This window comes from Bacillus sp. 17RED48, assembly GCF_019837545.1.
In the GTDB taxonomy this organism is placed as follows: Bacteria; Bacillota; Bacilli; order Bacillales; family Bacillaceae_G; genus Bacillus_A; species Bacillus_A wiedmannii.
The window spans coordinates 1,056,498-1,073,549 of record NZ_JADAXG010000002.1 but is presented as its reverse complement, the minus strand read 5'-3'; the positions used below and the strand labels follow the sequence as shown (position 1 = coordinate 1,073,549).

The window sequence follows — 17,052 nt, the reverse complement described above, 5'->3', positions numbered from 1 at the left end:
TTTTATAAAAGAAAAAACGAGCAAATTGCGTTACGCAACTTGCTCGTTTTTCTTTTCGTTATTTTTTTTCTCATCACGATTCATTAATGGATAGAAAGCAAATCCGATTACGAATAAACCAATTCCGAGAAGGAACGTTTTTATATCGGATGCGCCGGTTTTAATAACCCATAGTGCGTAGCAAAGTGCGATTACTGCGACTATGCCATCTGTAATTCTTGCCCGCATTTCATTTTTATATGTTTCACCAGTAGCGACTAGTTTTAACTGGAAGATTGGTGAAACGAGATATGGAATGAGGTAGGCCAGTGTTGATACGGTAATAACGAATGTATAAGCTTCCGCAATGGTTCCTGATAATGTTGAGAATAAGAACACTTGCGACATAATGTTTGTTAATCGTAATGAGTAAATTGGACTTCCTTTTTTATTTGTTTTCGTGAAGAAGGAAGGGAAGAAACCTTCTTTTGCTGCTTGATACGGTACTTCTGAGCTTAATAAAATCCAGCCTAATATAGAACCGAATAGGGAAGTAAGAGCAAGTAATGCCATCAGTTTCCCGCCGCCATGACCCATCGCAGCATTCAATGCGTCTGCTAATGGACGTTCAGAAGCTTGTAATTTATCAACGTGAAGTACACCCATTGTTAAAATTGTAATTCCTAAGTAAATCGCAACTGTAATAAGTAACCCCGCAACTGTTGCGCGTTTTACTGTTTTAGGAGAGGTAGCACGGTTTGATAAAAGTACTGCTGATTCAATTCCGATAAATGCCCAAAGCGTTGTAAGAGCGGCTAAGTTTACTTGTGAAAGAAGGCCGTGTGATACACCTGATTTATCGATCATCGGTGTGTACCATTGTCCAAATTTAGAAGCTTCGAATGCAAATAACGTAACGACGATGAATAAAAGGAATCCCGTTACTTTCGTTGTTGTTGCTAAGAAGTTTAACTTTCCAGCTCCGCTTACACCGTTTGTTAATATAATATGAGTTCCCCAAAGTAAGATGGAACAAATAGTAAATGTAATTAGTTTTCCAACTTCTATGTTAAAAGAACCGATTGAAAATAGTAGTCGTGTATCTTTCATAATTGGGAAGAAGAGTGATAAATATCCCGCGAAAGATGTAATGATGGCAACGTTACTTGCCCAGTTTGCAACCCAATATCCCCATACCATACTGAAACCAGCCATTTTTTTCTTTTTTGGTGTTGAGAATAAAGCATATGCATGACTTTGTGGTCCTGTCGTTAAATCAGGACGACGAATTGCTAAATTACCGAAAACAAGAGCTAGCATTAAAACACCAAACCCTGTTGTTAACCAAGCTAAAGTGACACCGAGAGGGCTTGCTGTTTGTGCTAACGTACTTGGCACCATGAAAATACCAGCGCCAACCATGTTACCGACAACGAAAGCTGTTAGTACCCAAAAGCCCCATTTTTTTTGTTGCATAGAAAATACCTCCAAAGTTAGTATAACCAAGTCAAGCGAGGAGATATGTATGTCTTCTTAGTAGAGAAGAGAAGTCCCAAACAAAACAAAAAAAGCACGTAATTTGCCGCTACATGCTTTCTATCTTATAAGAAACCCACGACATACCTCTCGATAGCTCTCCACAAACGAAACGTTTGTGACAGTTCTGCACTTATTAAATGCAGACCCAGCAAGCGTGCATGGTGGACACGACTTACTTCGGCAATCATTCCTTTCTCATTCCTTCATCAATGCCACTACATCTCCTGAAACGATACTCTTAATGATTGCAACCTCTACCTCACCGAGATACGAATGAGGATTTAAATATTAAATTAACGTCTTTAAGAGTAACAAATGAATTTTTATACGTCAATGGATATAGTAATAATCAGATTATAGAGAAGAGTTTGTGATTAGGAATGGATAATTATTTGATATAAAAAGAAGCTGATCTAAAACTAGATCAGCTTCTACATATAGGATTAAACTAAGTTTAATACAGTTACTTTTTCACGTGTCATAGACTCAAGGCTCTTACGAATACCTTGTGCGCCCATACCTGAACCTTTTACACCGATGAATGGGAAGTGGTCAGGGCCGCGCTCTGTGCGTCCGTTAATTTGAACAGAACCAGTTTCGATTTTGTTAGCAATTGCAAATGCTTTGTTAATGTCTTTTGTGAAGACACTTGCTTGCAGACCGAACTCTGATTTGTTAGCAATCTCAATTGCTTGCTCATCTGAAGAAACACGGATGATTGGAAGGATTGGGCCGAATGGCTCTTCCCAAGCAACTTTCATTTCTTCTGTTACGTGGTCGATTAATGTTGGATAAATTAAGTTACGCTCACGTTTGTTACCGATAACAATTGTTGCACCTTTTTCAACAGCGTCATCAACTAAACCTTGAACGAAGTCAGCAGACTTGTCGTCGATTAATGGAACGATTGTGCTGTCTTGTTCTGGAGATCCAACTGATAGCTCAGCTACTTGCGCTTTTAATAAGCCAACAAGCTCGTCTGCTACGTTTTCGTGTACAAGTACACGTTTAATAGCTGTACAACGTTGACCAGAGTAAGAGAATGCACCGCTTACGATATGGTTTGCAGCATCTTGTAAGTCAGCATCTTCACGAACGATACCAGGGTCTTTACCACCAAGTTCTAATACAAGTGGAATCATTGCAGCTTTTTTCGCTAAATGTTTACCTGTGTTTGTACCACCTGTGAACGATACCATATTGATACCTTCGTGCTCTACTAAGTAGTCACCAATTACAGAACCGCGTCCTGTAGCTACGTTTACAAGACCTTTTGGAAGGCCAGCTTTATGAAGTGCTTCAACCATTTTAATACCGCTAATTGCACCTTGAGTTGCTGGTTTGAAAATAACAGCGTTACCCATAATTAATGCTGGTGCAAGTTTTGCAGCAGATAAGTTTACTGGGTAGTTAAATGGTGCGATTGCTAATACAACACCAAGTGGTGCGCGTTGGATGATCGCAAGTTTCGATTTCGTTCCGCCAGGGAAGCTATCGCCCATCATGCTTTCTCCGTGCATATGAAGAGCTTCTTCAATTGTGTAACGAATGAAATCAGCTGTACGAACAACTTCTTTCTTCGCATCTTTATATCCTTTACCGACTTCTTTCATAATGATATCGGCAATTTCATCTTGCATATTTACGAGCTCATCAGCCCATTTATATAAATATTTTGCGCGATCTTGTAGAGAAGCTTCCGCCCATGATTTTTGAGCTTCTTTTGCAGATGCAATTGCTTCATCTACTTCTCCGCGAGTAATTGCTTGTACTTGTCCAATTACTTCGTGTAAGTATGGAGATGGAATTTCGATTGTTTCTCCTGAAGAGCTTTCTCTCCATTCTCCGTTTAAATAAAATTTGTACGTATTGCTAGTTGTCATGATTAGTCCTCCTAAAATAGCAACTTGTAAGAGTGAGTATAAGGTGATTGTAGGGTGTTTGATAACATTTTTCAAATGAAATGTTTGTGAAAACGATTTCTTATTCTTTTTTTGTTTTGTATGCCCTTTCTTACAGAAGATTCCCTTATTTCAAAATGATGTAGCGTATATTTTTATTCGGTTTGCAAAAAAAATAATTGACAGAATACTCAATAAAGTTGTAAGATTATAAATGGAAAATAAATGAAGGGGGTGTGCGTAATGATTGTAATCGTAAATGTAATGGGCTTAGCTCTGTTAAATGGCAGAAAACATTCATATCATTACGCAACCCGTACGGATATATAGGGCATCTTTGTCTTATAAAAAGCGTACGTTGCGTATATCGTAACGTACGCTTTTATGCATTTTTGTGCATATCGTCAAGCGGCGGTATGCTTTTTTTTGTTTATTTTCCCTTGTTTGGTTCCGATAAAAAACTTTGGAAGGTGGAAAAATGTGATGAGATTGTATGGGTTACGAAATGTAAATGTGATGGGTCTGGATAGTGGATAAAGAAATGGGAGTGAAACGAGAACGAGAGGGGAGAGGTTACATTGTTATCAGTATTACTAAAGTTAAAATGGTTTTTTAAAGAGCATTGGAAGAGATATAGTATCGCCATTGGAGCTCTTTTAATTGTAAATATAGTTGAAGTCATTCCCCCGAAAGTGTTAGGGGTTACGATTGATAATATAAAAACAGGAACGTTAACGAATGCGGCGATTATGCAATTTATTCTTATTTTAATAGGGGTTACGGTAATTGGATATGGTCTTACTTTCGTTTGGCAACATCAGCTGTTTGGGGGAGCATTCGTACTGGAGAAGACGATGCGCTCCAAATTTATGGGGCACTTACTTAAAATGACACCGACGTTTTATCATAAAAATCGTACGGGTGATTTAATGGCGAGAGCGACAAATGATTTAAAAGCAATTGCTATGACAGCTGGTTTCGGTATATTAACGCTCGTGGATTCGAGTTTATATATGCTTACGATTGTCTTTATGATGGGATTTACAATCAGTTGGGAGCTTACATTTGCGGCGCTTATACCGCTTCCGATTATGGCGTATGCGATGAACATATATGGAAAGAAATTGCATGAGAGATTTACCGTTGCGCAAGATGCATTCGGAGATATGAATGATAAAGTACTTGAATCGATCGCTGGCGTGCGCGTTATTCGTGCATACGTACAAGAGAATGCAGATGAGGGAAGGTTTCATCAGTTAGGAGATGACGTCTACGAAAAAAATATGAAGGTAGCAAGAATCGATGCATTATTCCAGCCGACTGTGAAAATGCTTGTCGGTCTTAGTTATTTAATTGGTTTAGTGTACGGCGCGTATCTTGTATTTCAATCAAAGGTAACACTTGGCGAACTCGTTTCATTTAACGTGTATTTAGGGATGATGATTTGGCCGATGTTTGCAATTGGCGAATTAATTAATGTTATGCAAAGAGGAAATGCATCATTAGACCGTGTGAATGAAACGTTAGCGTATGAACCAGATGTCAAGAATCCGAAAAATCCAAAGCTTGTACAAGAGCCGGACTATATTCAGTTTGAGGATGTTTCCTTTTCATATCCTTCATCGACTGGAGAAAATTTGAAAAAGGTTTCGTTTACATTAAAACAAGGGGAAACGCTTGGGGTTGTTGGAAAAACAGGAAGCGGAAAAACGACGCTCGTACGTCAGCTTCTTCGTCAATATCCGCTTGGAGATGGGGATATTGCAGTCTCTGATGTGACGTTAGATAAAATAACGAATGAAAATGTACTCGGGTGGATTGGGTATGTACCTCAGGAACATATTTTGTTCTCCAAAACAGCGAGGGAAAATATTTTATTTGGAAACCGAGAAGCGACGGAAGAAGAACTCGAGAAAGCGATTGAAATTGCGGCGTTTACAAAGGATTTAGAGTTTTTACCAGAAGGGTTAGAAACGCTCGTCGGAGAGAAGGGTGTTTCTTTATCAGGAGGGCAAAAACAAAGGATTTCAATTGCGCGAGCTGTTATTCAAAATCCGGAAATTTTAATTTTGGACGATTCTTTATCAGCTGTTGATGCTCGTACGGAAGCAGCGATCATCGAGAATATAAGAACAGAAAGAAGCGGAAAGACGACGATTATTACGACGCACCGTTTATCTGCCGTACAACACGCGGATTGGATTCTCGTTATGGATGAAGGTGAAGTAATGGAAGAAGGTACGCATGAACAGCTTATTCAAAGCGGAGGCTGGTATGCGGAGCAGTTTGAAAGACAACAAGGGGAAAGTGAAAGTGCGGATAGTGGGGTGAAAATATGAGCGTATCAAAACGATTGTTTCAATATGCGATGAAAGTAAAAGGGACGATTTTTGCAGCGATGCTAATGTTATTTATTTTCGTCATCGCAGAACTTGCTGGTCCTTTCGTCGCGAAAACGATGATTGACGATCATATCGTCGGGATAGAGAAACCTTGGTATGAAACAGAAAAGAGTGAAGAGGCTGTTTCGTATAATGGCGCCTTTTATAAGCGAAGTGATCGCTTCCAGGAAGGTGAGAAAAAAGGAAAAGAAGTACGCGTAATGCAGGTCGGTTTTCAATATTACTTTGTGCCAAATAAAGTGAATGCTGAAGGGTCACGTACTGTAAAAGGTGATATGATTACCGTTCAAAATGGTAAGGCGGTGCAAGTGTATAAAGCGAAAGCATTAACGAAAGAAGAAGTGTTTGCTTTTTATAAACCAGAAATAACCCCCCTATTATTACTTGGTGGTGGCTACTTCGCTTTATTAGTAGTCGTTTCATTATTTGCATACGGAAAGCAATTTTTCCTACAGAAGGCAGCGAACAAAATTATTCAAATTATGAGGGAAGATGTCTTTTCTCATATTCAAACGTTGCCGATTCGTTATTTCGATCATTTACCAGCAGGGAAAATTGTATCACGTGTTACGAATGATACGGAAGCCATTCGTGATTTATACGTAACGGTACTGGCGACATTCGTTTCTAGTATCATTTATATTATCGGGATATTCGCTGCGCTATTTTTACTCGATGTAAAATTGGCGACGTTATGTTTACTTATCATCCCGATTTTAATTGTGTGGGCGATTCTTTATAGAAAGTATGCATCTGTATACAACCATAAAATGCGTTCACGTTTATCTGATATTAATGGAACAGTTAATGAATCCATTCAAGGTATGCCAATTATTCAAGCGTTCCGTCAAGAGCGTGAAACGAAAAAAGAGTTTGAAGAATTAAATGGCGATTATTTTAAATATCAAAATAAAATTTTGAATTTAAATGCAGCAACTTCTCATAATTTAGTGTCTGTATTAAGAAATATAGCTTTCACAGGTGTGATTTGGTACTTCGGTGGCGCTTCATTAAGTGCTTCAGGCGTCATTTCTCTAGGGATACTATATGCGTTCGTTGATTATTTAACACGATTGTTCTCACCAATTACAAATATGGTAAATCAGCTTGCTAACTTGGAACAATCGCGTGTTGCATCAGAACGTGTTTTTGAATTGTTAGAGGAAAAAGGGGAAGCAGTAGAAGAGGAACGTATGCCTCGCTTACAAGGAAATGTAAAGTTTGATAATGTGTCGTTTTCTTATAATGGAAAAGATGAAGTACTAAAAAATATTTCTTTTGAAGCGAAACAAGGCGAGACAGTGGCACTTGTCGGTCATACTGGATCAGGAAAAAGTTCCATTATGAATGTACTCTTCCAGTTTTATGAGTTTGAAAAAGGGAAGCTTACGATTGATGGTCACGATGTAAAAGCGATGCCGAAACAAGCAACGCGTGAACATATGGGAATCGTACTGCAAGATCCGTTTTTATTTAGCGGGACGGTCGCTTCTAATGTAAGCTTAGAGAACGAAAAAATTTCAAAAGAGCGCATCGTAAAAGCATTGCGTGATGTTGGTGCGGAACGGTTTGCGAACAATATAAATGAAGAAATTACAGAAAAGGGAAGCACGCTTTCCACTGGAGAACGTCAGCTTATTTCGTTTGCTAGGGCACTCGCTTTTGACCCAGCCATTTTAATTTTAGATGAAGCAACGTCTAGTATTGATACAGAAACAGAGGCGATGATCCAACAAGCGTTAGAAGTTGTGAAAAAAGGAAGAACGACATTTATTATCGCTCACCGTCTTTCCACAATTAAAAGCGCAGATCAAATTATTGTACTTGATAGAGGAACAATTTTAGAAAAAGGCTCTCATGATGAACTAATGAAAAAGCGTGGGCGTTATTACGATATGTACAAAACGCAAATGGAAGGAAACCAGAGCGCCTAATATGTATGGAGGAGAACTTGCGATTTTTGCAAGTTCTTTTTTTAGTGAATCATGACAGTTAAATAAGAAGTATTGTTTTACCTTTTTATCTATAAATGCTATATTAAAAAATGTTACTTATTTTTTGTATGTAGCGTTATTTTCCCCTTTTGTTTGATTATGAAGAAAAAGGATAAACTAAATAAGAACATTTTCATTGAAAAATTGTTCAAGATTGCATACAATCAATATAGTTTTTAAATTCCTATCAGAATACTTGGAGGATTACCATCATGAAAAAATTATTTTCAGTTCTTGCAGTAACTACTTTAGCGATCGGGATTGTAGCAGGCTGCGGCAAAGAAGAGAAAAAAGATACAGCTAGTCAAGATGCGTTACAAAAGATAAAACAAAGTGGTGAACTTGTAATTGGAACAGAAGGTACATATCCACCGTTCACATTCCACGATTCAAGCAATAAATTAACTGGATTTGACGTTGAATTAGCAGAAGAAGTTTCAAAACGTTTAGGAGTAAAACCTGTATTTAAAGAAACACAATGGGATAGCTTACTTGCTGGTCTAGATGCAAAACGTTTCGACATGGTTGCAAACGAAGTTGGTATTCGTGAAGATCGCCAAAAGAAATATGACTTCTCTAGCCCATATGTTTCATCTTCAGCGGTATTAGTTATTGCGAAGGATAAAGATAAACCTGCTACATTTGCTGATGTAAAAGGATTAAAAGCAGCACAATCTTTAACAAGTAACTATGCAGATATTGCTAAGAAAAATGGTGCGGAAATCACGAATGTAGAAGGATTTAGCCAAGCGGCAGAATTATTAAATACTGGACGCGTTGATTTCACAATTAATGATAAGTTATCAGTATTAAACTACTTAGAAACGAAAAAAGATGCAAAAATTAAAATTGTAGATACAGAAAAAGAAGCGTCACAAAGTGGATTCTTATTCCGTAAAGGTAGCGACAAGCTAGTACAAGAAGTAAATAAAGCGTTAGAAGATATGAAAAAAGATGGTACGTACGATAAAATAGCGAAAAAATGGTTCGGTGAAAATGTATCTAAGTAGTGCGCTGGTTTCAGATCGATTGTCTACTTGGATAGATATTATGCAGTCTTCCTTCATGCCTATGCTGAAGGAAGCTGTATTTACGACAATTCCATTAACGCTTATTACATTTATTATCGGGATTATACTTGCGACGTTAACGGCGCTTGCACGTATTTCAGGTAGTCGTATTTTACAATGGATTGCTCGTATCTATGTATCTATCATTCGCGGGACGCCACTTCTTGTACAGTTATTTATTATTTTCTATGGTCTTCCAACTCTTAATATTGAAGTTGAGCCATATACAGCAGCAGTTATTGGATTCTCGTTAAATGTTGGTGCGTATGCATCTGAAATTATTCGTGCTTCTATCCTTTCAATCCCGAAAGGACAGTGGGAAGCAGCTTACACAATTGGGATGACATACCCGCAAGCATTAAAACGTGTTATTTTACCGCAGGCAACGCGAGTATCTATTCCGCCGCTTTCGAATACATTTATTAGTTTAGTGAAGGATACTTCATTAGCATCGTTAATTTTAGTAACAGAAATGTTCCGAAAAGCGCAGGAAATTGCGGCAATGAACTACGAGTTTTTAATTGTTTATTTCGAAGCAGGTCTAATTTATTGGGCAATTTGCTTCTTATTATCTATTGTGCAACAAATATTAGAAAAACGTTCAGAACGTTACACTCTAAAATAACCCTTTCATAAAAGGAGTTTTTGTTTTTATGATTTCAATTCAACATTTACAAAAAAGTTTCGGAGATAATACCGTACTAAAACATATAGATTTATCAGTTGAGAAGGGGGAAGTTGTTGTTATTATCGGGCCATCGGGATCTGGTAAAACGACATTCCTGCGTTGTCTCAACGTGTTAGAAACGCCGAACGCTGGTAATATTCGCATCGGTAATAAAGAGCTCGACTTCTCTCAAAAAGTATCGAAGAAAGATATTGTCAATCTTCGTACGCAAACAGGTATGGTATTCCAGCACCATAATCTATTCCCTCATTTAACAGCACTTCAAAATGTAATGGAAGGGCTCATTACAGTGAAAAAGATGGGGAAAGAAGAAGCGAAGAAAAAAGCAAACTATTTCCTTGAAAAAGTTGGTCTTGCGGATAAAGTAGACTTATATCCGTTCCAATTATCAGGCGGACAACAACAGCGCGTTGGAATTGCTCGCGCGCTTGCGATGGAGCCGGAAGTATTACTATTTGATGAACCGACGTCAGCACTTGATCCTGAACTTGTTCAAGAAGTTCTGAAAGTAATGAAAGAACTTGCTAAAGAAGGCATGACGATGGTGATTGTAACGCACGAAATGCGTTTTGCGCATCAAATTGCGAACCGCGTTATTTTCATGGATGGCGGTGTCGTTGTCGAACAAGGTACACCAGAAGATGTATTTACAAATCCAAAAGAAGAACGCACGAAGAAGTTTTTACAAATGTTGCAGTAAATGAAGGAAGGTCTCAAGGCATATGCCTTGAGACCTTTTTGCCATATATATTTATTTTTGGAATCCGCCAAGGCTTTGCTCAGCCATTGCAACTAGACGTTTTGTAATTTCTCCACCAACAGAACCGTTAGCGCGAGCCGTAGAATCTGCCCCTAATTGTACACCAAATTCTTGAGCGATTTCGTACTTCATTTGATCGATTGCAGCTGTTGCTCCTGGTACTACTAATTGATTGTAAGAACTTTGGTTTGCCATAGGAATATATCCTCCTTAGAGTTAGAAAAATTTTTTTTGGTTGGACTAGCTGGATTTGAACCAGATTATCGCCCCGTTTGGCGCTAATCCATCGGTAATTAAGTTTGTACTCATAGTATGGATGTTACCTAGAAAGATATACGAAATAATAATTTGTAAATTTTGTAAAAAAATCTTAGTGATTTCGTAAATTATGAAATAAGAGTAATCGTTGTATTTTTTAGAAAGAAGGCTAAACTAAGAGCGATATGAAATATGGTTTTCTTTTTGTATCCCGCTATTGTGGGGCAAATCATTAACTTCTTATTTATGACTTACTAAAATTAAATCGATAGCAATTTTATAGTTCTATTTTAAGTAGGGGGACAGGACGCTCCTATGCACGGCTAGATGCTCTCTTCAATCTGCTTGTAAATGATAACGTATGGAGGAATCGTGATGGGAATTTGCCCGCTTTGCAACGCATTAGAATCACAAACATATTCTTGTCAAAATTGCCAAGGTATACTCCAAGATTATGGGAAAACTGTAGATTACATAGACGATTATAGTGCGTATATGGACCAAGAATTATTAAGTGCAGTAGATGGTTTAACACATAGTAATTCACAAGAGTACTGCAATCATGTTTTTTATTGCGGGATGTGTAATGTGGAAACAGAGGTTGTAGTGAAACTTGTGTAAATAGAAAACTTCCACCTTATGAATGAGGTGGAAGTTTTTGTTTTCGTATTTGTGAGTGAATCATAGGGGATGGGATATGTTCGGTGTTTGATGGAGTTCCGGATTTTATTTGAGCCATTTTTTCTTTTGCATCGCGCAAAGAATGTTCAGTTAAGTAGATGGCATATTCGTAAAATAATTGGCGCGTCAGTTCACTTTGTTCTTTTAACTTTTCATCTTGGAATACAGTTCGCCCAGGTTTAGAGTTTGCTTCAAAGAGCCACGGGTTTTCTTGCGTGTCTAAACCGATATCAAAACCAATCTCTCCAATATTTCCGGTTACTTGTTCATCGAGCGCGTAACTGATTTGTAAGGCTGTATGTTTTAATTTATTTTCAATTTGAACTTGTTTCGTCGAATCCGGAAAAAGTTCTTGCAGTAATTTTGTATCGCCACCGCTATTTACATGCGTTGTTAAGCTACCTTTGCCAGCAATTTTTGCAACGATTGCACTGACCATCCATTGGCCAAAATGATTTTTATTTGTGTGAATGCGAAAATCAACAGGTTGCCCATCGAAGCGAAGTAAGGAAATACCTTGTTGTACGATAAATTTTTTTAAATCATGTCCTTTTAATACATGGTTCAGAAGCGTTTCTAATGATTGGTACTTTCTTAGTTTATTTTCTTCATTTTCGCGATAACGACAGTAGTAGCAATTCTCTGTTTGAGAGTAAAATATTTGATGAATGTTTCTCCCGAAGCTACCGTGTATCGGTTTCATGTAAACAGATTTATACGTGCCAAGAAAGCGTTCTACTTGTTCGAAATGTTGAAAAGCTTCCGTGTTTGGTAATAAGGGAATAATGGATTCATCTTTCATAAGAAGTTGATGCACTTCCCATTTATTGAAAAAGCCTGGATTAAACCATGGAATAGCATAGTCATGCTCTAATTTTCTTTTTGCTCTTACGATCGGTTTATAATTTTCGGCTTTCCGATTTGGTAATCGATCATAAATGACATTCGGTAAAGGGACTTTTTTCTTAATCCACTGTTCCTCTTGAAAGAAATACCCTTCAATTGTTTCGTCTGCCCAGTTTATATGTTGCACACCAAAAACAAATACAAATGGTCGCAAGGTGAATGGCGGCGTTAGTAACTCGCTGAGAGAAGTTGAACGGTTTCCTAAAGGATTAGAAGAGTCATCGTTAAAACCAGTTGTGAAAATCCCGATTAACGGTCCGAAAATAATGGTTTCATTTTGCGTGAATGCATGGATAGTAGTGGAATGAGGAAGTAAAAGTTTCTCTGCAATTTGTTTTCCGATAATGATTTCGCGAGTAAAGGAATAATGAATTTTCACCTCTTCACTTGCAACATGGCGTACGCCGAAGGAAAGAGATGCGATTGGTGGTGTAATGGAAAAAATATAAGGTAAAGTAATACTATTTGGATGCTCATCTGAAATATTTAATGTATATATGTGCTCTTTCAAAATGGTGTTACCTCCTTTCATTATGGTGTGAAGCGACTAAACTTTAGTGGTCCGTGATATATTTTTTCGGCTAGTGCATCACTATGACGAATGTAATGTTCGTACGGGGGAATCGTGTTGACATACATAAGCCAAATTGCCCCTTTTTGATCCATAATGGTGGAAAGCTCTAGCTCGAATAACGAAGAATAAGATTCATCTAATGTTTGAAACACTTCATTTATAATGTCATGTAAAGCGTCCTGTAATAATTGTACACCGGTACTAGATAATACGTATTTAATTTTTGAAAACGAATGCAGCGAGGAATCATCCGTTGCCGAAAGTAAAAGTTGATTCGGAAATGAGCTTTTTTGTATAAATTGGCCGATAGCAGTCCACTTCTGTTCTTTATTTTTTTGCAAAATGGTTCGAATATGAAGCGGGTATGTTAATTGATTTGGTGGTTGCAGCATTGTATGGGTGATGTAACGTGCTGATCGTATGTTAGATTTGTACCAAGATATAAATTCATCTGTCCGTTTGATTGGAGTAGAAGTATGATAGTCATCATTTATCGTATCGATATGAAACGTTTTATTTTTATAAGCGATTCGGTACAGACTTTCATTGGAATGTGTGTTAGTAGGCCGTATAATAATATCTTTTGTTTTTAATAACAGTTTGAAAATGTTTTGTATCGTTGCTATTTCGAATTTTGGTATATAAGGAGATAATTTTTTATTCGTGAGAAATAAATCATGTAGTTCGCTCAAGTCAATGAGTGTGTTATTTAAAAAGGTAGTGGAAGCACGGTTGTGTAATGAATGAATAATTGATTTTGCTTTGTCGAAGTCTGTTTCCTCGTTAAAAGAAGAACGATCGTAAATATAAGAAGGAATAGGGAATATTTGCTCTTTCCATTTTCCTGTATCTGTATCATAAATCAGACCAGAGACAAGATCTGTTTTAGGATCAATACCAAATGGCGTAAACTGGGCAACGACATTATGATAAAACCGAGCGCGTTTAGCGATTTCGGTGTAATACATTTGCTCATAATGAGGGTGAGAAGTTAAAATACCGAGAACCAACGAAATCACTCCTTTATTAACAAAATGTTGGCATAAGAGGCATAGCTATATATTGCAAATACGTTTTTATACCATTATACTTTTGTCCGTATGATGATATGCTATAGTTTTGGAGAAGCGAAAGGTTGATTGTAATGAATATGTGGTTAAGTATGTTAACGACGACAGGGCTCGGAGCGATTATTGGAGGATTCACAAATCATTTAGCGATAAAAATGTTATTTCGTCCTCATCGCCCTATTTATATTGGAAAGTTTCAAGTTCCATTTACACCAGGATTAATTCCGAAGCGCCGCGATGAACTTGCTGTTCAATTAGGAAAAATGGTTGTCGAACATTTGTTAACGCCAGAAGGAATCGGAAAGAAATTAACAAATAAAGAGTTTCAAAAAGGTTTAATTCAATGGACACAAGTAGAAGTGGATAAAGTAATTACGAATGAACAGTCGTTACGACAAATGTTAGAAAAATGGAATTTAGTACATGTAGAAAAAGAGGCGACCGGGAAAATTGAACATGTGATTACAGAAAAAATAGAGGCATTTTTAGCGGAGTACTATACATATACATGGGAACAGGCTTTACCTCATTCTGTACATGAAAAAATAGAAAATACGATCCAAAATGTCTCGGCTTTTATTTTAGAGCGAGGAATTCGTTTTTTTGAAAGTGAGGAAGGAAAAGCTCGTCTTTCAAAAATGATTGATGATTTCTTTGCTTCTAGGGGAACGCTGCTTAACTTAGTCGGAATGTTTTTAGGGAATGTAAGCTTAATGGATCGTGTACAGCCAGAAGTTATTAAGTTTTTAGGGCAAGATGGCACAAAGCAGCTTTTAACTGATGTACTGCAAAAAGAGTGGGAAAAGTTAAAAGGTAGAGATGTAAAAGAATTAGAAACGTTTGTAGAAAAAGAAATGATTGTAAGCTCCATATTGTCAGCAGTTAAAGTTGAAGAAACAGTGAGTAAGTTTTTAAATCAATCTGTGCAGCAAGTATGTGAGCCAGTTCGAGAAACAATCAAGGAAAAGCTAGTCCCAAGTGCTGTAACGAAAGGCTTAAAGTGGGGGACAGAAAACGTAGAAAGTATATTAAACAATCTCCACCTTGCGGAAATTGTCCAACAAGAAGTGTCTACGTTTTCAACAGAGAGACTAGAAGATTTAGTGCTGTCCATTACGAAAAATGAACTGAAAATGATTACGTATTTAGGAGCACTATTAGGCGGGATGATTGGGCTCTTGCAAGGACTGTTACTGTTGTTTCTTAGATAATAAGGTGAGTACATAGAAATAAAAGTGAAATTTCTTCACATCTCTTGCATAGTTTGATATGGTAAGAAGAGGTGCGTATGTAAATGCACTTAAAAGGCAGTGTGAGCGAAAAGCGCTAGCCTTCTAAAGGAGGAAAAATAAAATGACAAAAAACATTCATGATGTTGCATATGAATTACAAAAAGCAATCGCTGAAAACGAAGATTTCCAAACATTAAAAGCAAGCTACGCAGCAGTTCAAGGTGATGCGGCTTCAAAGAACTTATTCGATGAGTTCCGTACAATGCAACTTGGCTTACAACAAAAAATGATGCAAGGTCAAGAAATCACTGAAGAAGATAACCAAAAAGCACAAGAAGTTGTAGCTCGCATTCAACAAGATGCTAAAATCACAAAGTTAATGGAAACTGAACAACGCCTAAACATCGTTATCACTGACGTTAACAAAATTATCATGCAGCCACTTGAAGAATTATATAACGCGCAACAACAAGCGTAATAGTGGAAGACGCTCCTGTATAGGGGCGTCTTTTTTGTTTGTTATTTGTGGAAATACTCAGTCTCAATCTTCTTTTCCTTCAAAAACTTTTCAATTTCTTTTTGCTTCCTACCATTAACTTGCTCAAAGCGTTTTGTAAAAGAAAAATCAGTTTTGAATAAGTTACCATCTTGCGCGATTTTGTCTAATTCTTGCTCTAGTTCTACTGAAAGTGCCGTAGACGCTGAAATAAAATCATGAATTTCCTTCGAAGACTGTTTGTAATCATCAGGGATCGTATTGTTACTAATAAAATCATGGAAATTCGCATCATTTTGTTTTGCTAAATCTACTAGTTGTTTTAATTTCTTTCGGTCGGATTCCGTGACTTCCTCGTCAGACATGGCTGATGAAAGTGGAACGATATTTTCGTCTAACTCCCCGCTATAATCTAAATACGTTTTTATATTTTGTTTCATTTCGTCTTCGTTAATCGTTACATTCTTTTGTGAGGAAGTGAATATAGTTTCTGGAATTTTAATCGTTACATCTTTAATAGATTCTATATCGTTTTCTTCCGTAGGTTGTGCACTGTTTGAACAAGCTGATAGAAATAAAATTGTAAGTAACATGAGTAGATATAAAGTATACTTTTTCATTTTAATCTCCTTTTATATTCATTATTATCTTTGTAAAATAGCTATATTCCATTTCAAATACTTTACTAAAGTTGCGTATAGATGTTTTACCCTTTGGTAAGATATGACAGATATGAGCAAACCGCTGCAAAAAGCGATGAACACATTATAAACATCGGAATAACTAATTTGATGAAACCCTTTAAAAAATCCTAACCCTATTAATAAAATAGGTGAGATGATTAATAATGGAGTAGCAATGATAAGTGCTAGAAGGATCGGTAATAAAAAGAGTAATACGAAAAAGGCGATAATGATAAAGGTAAAGTTTAAAACACTTAAGCTCATAACAGAAAATAGTGCAGTTATCATATTTTTAAAGCTTCGTTTATTGTCAGCATTGCTTATTGCATAGGAAACAGTAAGTTCTTTCGCGATCGTTTTAGGGTTTCCTAGTTTTCTAGCAATTTCTTCTTCACATTTCCCATCTTGTTTACCACTGATAAAATGAGTTTCATACTCCGAAATAATATCTTTCTTTTCTACATTAGGCATATTCCGCAGGGAAGAACTAAGTTGTTCCAAAAATTCACTTTTGTTCATAACAATCACTTTCCTTTATAAAATGATGAATTACAAAACACATTCCAATTGCTGGGTATTCCAATATTTACAAATATATCATTTAGTAGTGTTCTTTGCAAGGTACTGTAATGTTTTTAATACTGTGACTAGATGAAAGTTTTTCGTGCATTTTTAGATGAGATATAAAATTATTATTCTAGGATAAACAAAGGGTTGTAAGCGTATTCCTTAATGGTTGTCAAAAAACTGCCAAATTCATATTGTTGGAAAAATAATGCATTTGTAATATAATGATAAATAATACTTCACCACATTAAT

15 protein-coding genes and 1 riboswitch are annotated in these 17,052 nt (G+C 36.8%); of the genes, 8 read left to right on the top strand and 7 right to left on the bottom strand.

The features are described from left to right. Positions 1-30: 30 nt before the first annotated feature. Together ILT06_RS12295 and gapN are read right to left on the bottom strand one after the other, a co-directional pair. On the bottom strand, positions 31-1,455 hold the full coding sequence (locus ILT06_RS12295; RefSeq protein ID WP_064473849.1) for an amino acid permease: 1,425 nt from the start codon (positions 1,453-1,455) through the stop codon (positions 31-33). Between the two features lie 146 nt (positions 1,456-1,601). Beyond that, positions 1,602-1,783: riboswitch (Lysine riboswitch) on the bottom strand. 178 nt (positions 1,784-1,961) lie between these two features. Then, positions 1,962-3,401, bottom strand: coding sequence for an NADP-dependent glyceraldehyde-3-phosphate dehydrogenase (gapN, locus tag ILT06_RS12285; protein ID WP_000213622.1), 1,440 nt, complete (start codon positions 3,399-3,401; stop codon positions 1,962-1,964). A gap of 596 nt (positions 3,402-3,997) precedes the next feature. Between gapN and ILT06_RS12280 the strand changes: the two genes are divergently transcribed. From ILT06_RS12280 to ILT06_RS12260, 5 genes are all read left to right on the top strand, one after another. Continuing rightward, positions 3,998-5,758, top strand: coding sequence for an ABC transporter ATP-binding protein (locus ILT06_RS12280; protein WP_064473848.1), 1,761 nt, complete (start codon positions 3,998-4,000; stop codon positions 5,756-5,758). Continuing rightward, the gene (locus ILT06_RS12275; protein WP_222655136.1) at positions 5,755-7,755 is read left to right on the top strand and encodes an ABC transporter ATP-binding protein; all 2,001 of its coding nucleotides are present in this window, start codon (positions 5,755-5,757) and stop codon (positions 7,753-7,755) included. Before ILT06_RS12280 ends, ILT06_RS12275 begins: the two co-directional genes overlap by 4 nt. Before the next feature lie 272 nt (positions 7,756-8,027). Beyond that, positions 8,028-8,825 carry an amino acid ABC transporter substrate-binding protein gene (locus tag ILT06_RS12270; RefSeq protein ID WP_000732853.1) on the top strand — a complete coding sequence of 266 codons (798 nt, stop codon included), beginning with the start codon at positions 8,028-8,030 and terminating at the stop codon, positions 8,823-8,825. Beyond that, complete coding sequence (locus ILT06_RS12265; RefSeq protein ID WP_033657688.1) at positions 8,812-9,510, top strand: amino acid ABC transporter permease; 699 nt, start codon at positions 8,812-8,814, stop codon at positions 9,508-9,510. The genes ILT06_RS12270 and ILT06_RS12265 overlap by 14 nt, the downstream gene beginning before the upstream one ends. Before the next feature lie 28 nt (positions 9,511-9,538). Next, positions 9,539-10,273 (top strand): amino acid ABC transporter ATP-binding protein, encoded by a 735-nt coding sequence (locus ILT06_RS12260; protein WP_064473846.1) that lies wholly within the window; start codon positions 9,539-9,541, stop codon positions 10,271-10,273. 51 nt (positions 10,274-10,324) lie between these two features. On the opposite strand, the gene sasP is transcribed toward ILT06_RS12260, so the two are convergent. Beyond that, positions 10,325-10,528: a small acid-soluble spore protein, SasP family gene (sasP, locus tag ILT06_RS12255; protein ID WP_000013349.1), complete on the bottom strand. Its 204-nt coding sequence runs from the start codon at positions 10,526-10,528 to the stop codon at positions 10,325-10,327. 438 nt (positions 10,529-10,966) lie between these two features. Here sasP and ILT06_RS12250 point away from each other — a divergent pair, with 438 nt between their 5' ends. Further along, positions 10,967-11,212: a hypothetical protein gene (locus ILT06_RS12250; protein WP_000510463.1), complete on the top strand. Its 246-nt coding sequence runs from the start codon at positions 10,967-10,969 to the stop codon at positions 11,210-11,212. A gap of 16 nt (positions 11,213-11,228) precedes the next feature. Here ILT06_RS12250 and ILT06_RS12245 read toward each other — a convergent pair whose 3' ends face one another. Together ILT06_RS12245 and ILT06_RS12240 are read right to left on the bottom strand one after the other, a co-directional pair. After that, positions 11,229-12,689, bottom strand: a complete 1,461-nt coding sequence (locus tag ILT06_RS12245) for a YheC/YheD family endospore coat-associated protein (protein ID WP_064473845.1) — start codon at positions 12,687-12,689, stop codon at positions 11,229-11,231. A 20-nt stretch (positions 12,690-12,709) separates the two neighbouring features. Next, complete coding sequence (locus ILT06_RS12240) at positions 12,710-13,762, bottom strand: YheC/YheD family protein (RefSeq protein ID WP_000242701.1); 1,053 nt, start codon at positions 13,760-13,762, stop codon at positions 12,710-12,712. A gap of 125 nt (positions 13,763-13,887) precedes the next feature. On the opposite strand from ILT06_RS12240, the gene ILT06_RS12235 reads away from it, so the two are divergent. Beyond that, positions 13,888-15,033, top strand: coding sequence for a DUF445 domain-containing protein (locus tag ILT06_RS12235; protein ID WP_222655135.1), 1,146 nt, complete (start codon positions 13,888-13,890; stop codon positions 15,031-15,033). Positions 15,034-15,175: 142 nt separating this feature from the next. Then, positions 15,176-15,532: a YlbF/YmcA family competence regulator gene (locus ILT06_RS12230; protein WP_064473844.1), complete on the top strand. Its 357-nt coding sequence runs from the start codon at positions 15,176-15,178 to the stop codon at positions 15,530-15,532. Between the two features lie 41 nt (positions 15,533-15,573). On the opposite strand, the gene ILT06_RS12225 is transcribed toward ILT06_RS12230, so the two are convergent. Both ILT06_RS12225 and ILT06_RS12220 read right to left on the bottom strand, forming a co-directional pair. Then, positions 15,574-16,170: an NDxxF motif lipoprotein gene (locus tag ILT06_RS12225; RefSeq protein ID WP_222655134.1), complete on the bottom strand. Its 597-nt coding sequence runs from the start codon at positions 16,168-16,170 to the stop codon at positions 15,574-15,576. 24 nt (positions 16,171-16,194) lie between these two features. Continuing rightward, on the bottom strand, positions 16,195-16,752 hold the full coding sequence (locus ILT06_RS12220; RefSeq protein ID WP_222655133.1) for an HAAS signaling domain-containing protein: 558 nt from the start codon (positions 16,750-16,752) through the stop codon (positions 16,195-16,197). Between the last annotated feature and the right edge of the window lie 300 nt (positions 16,753-17,052).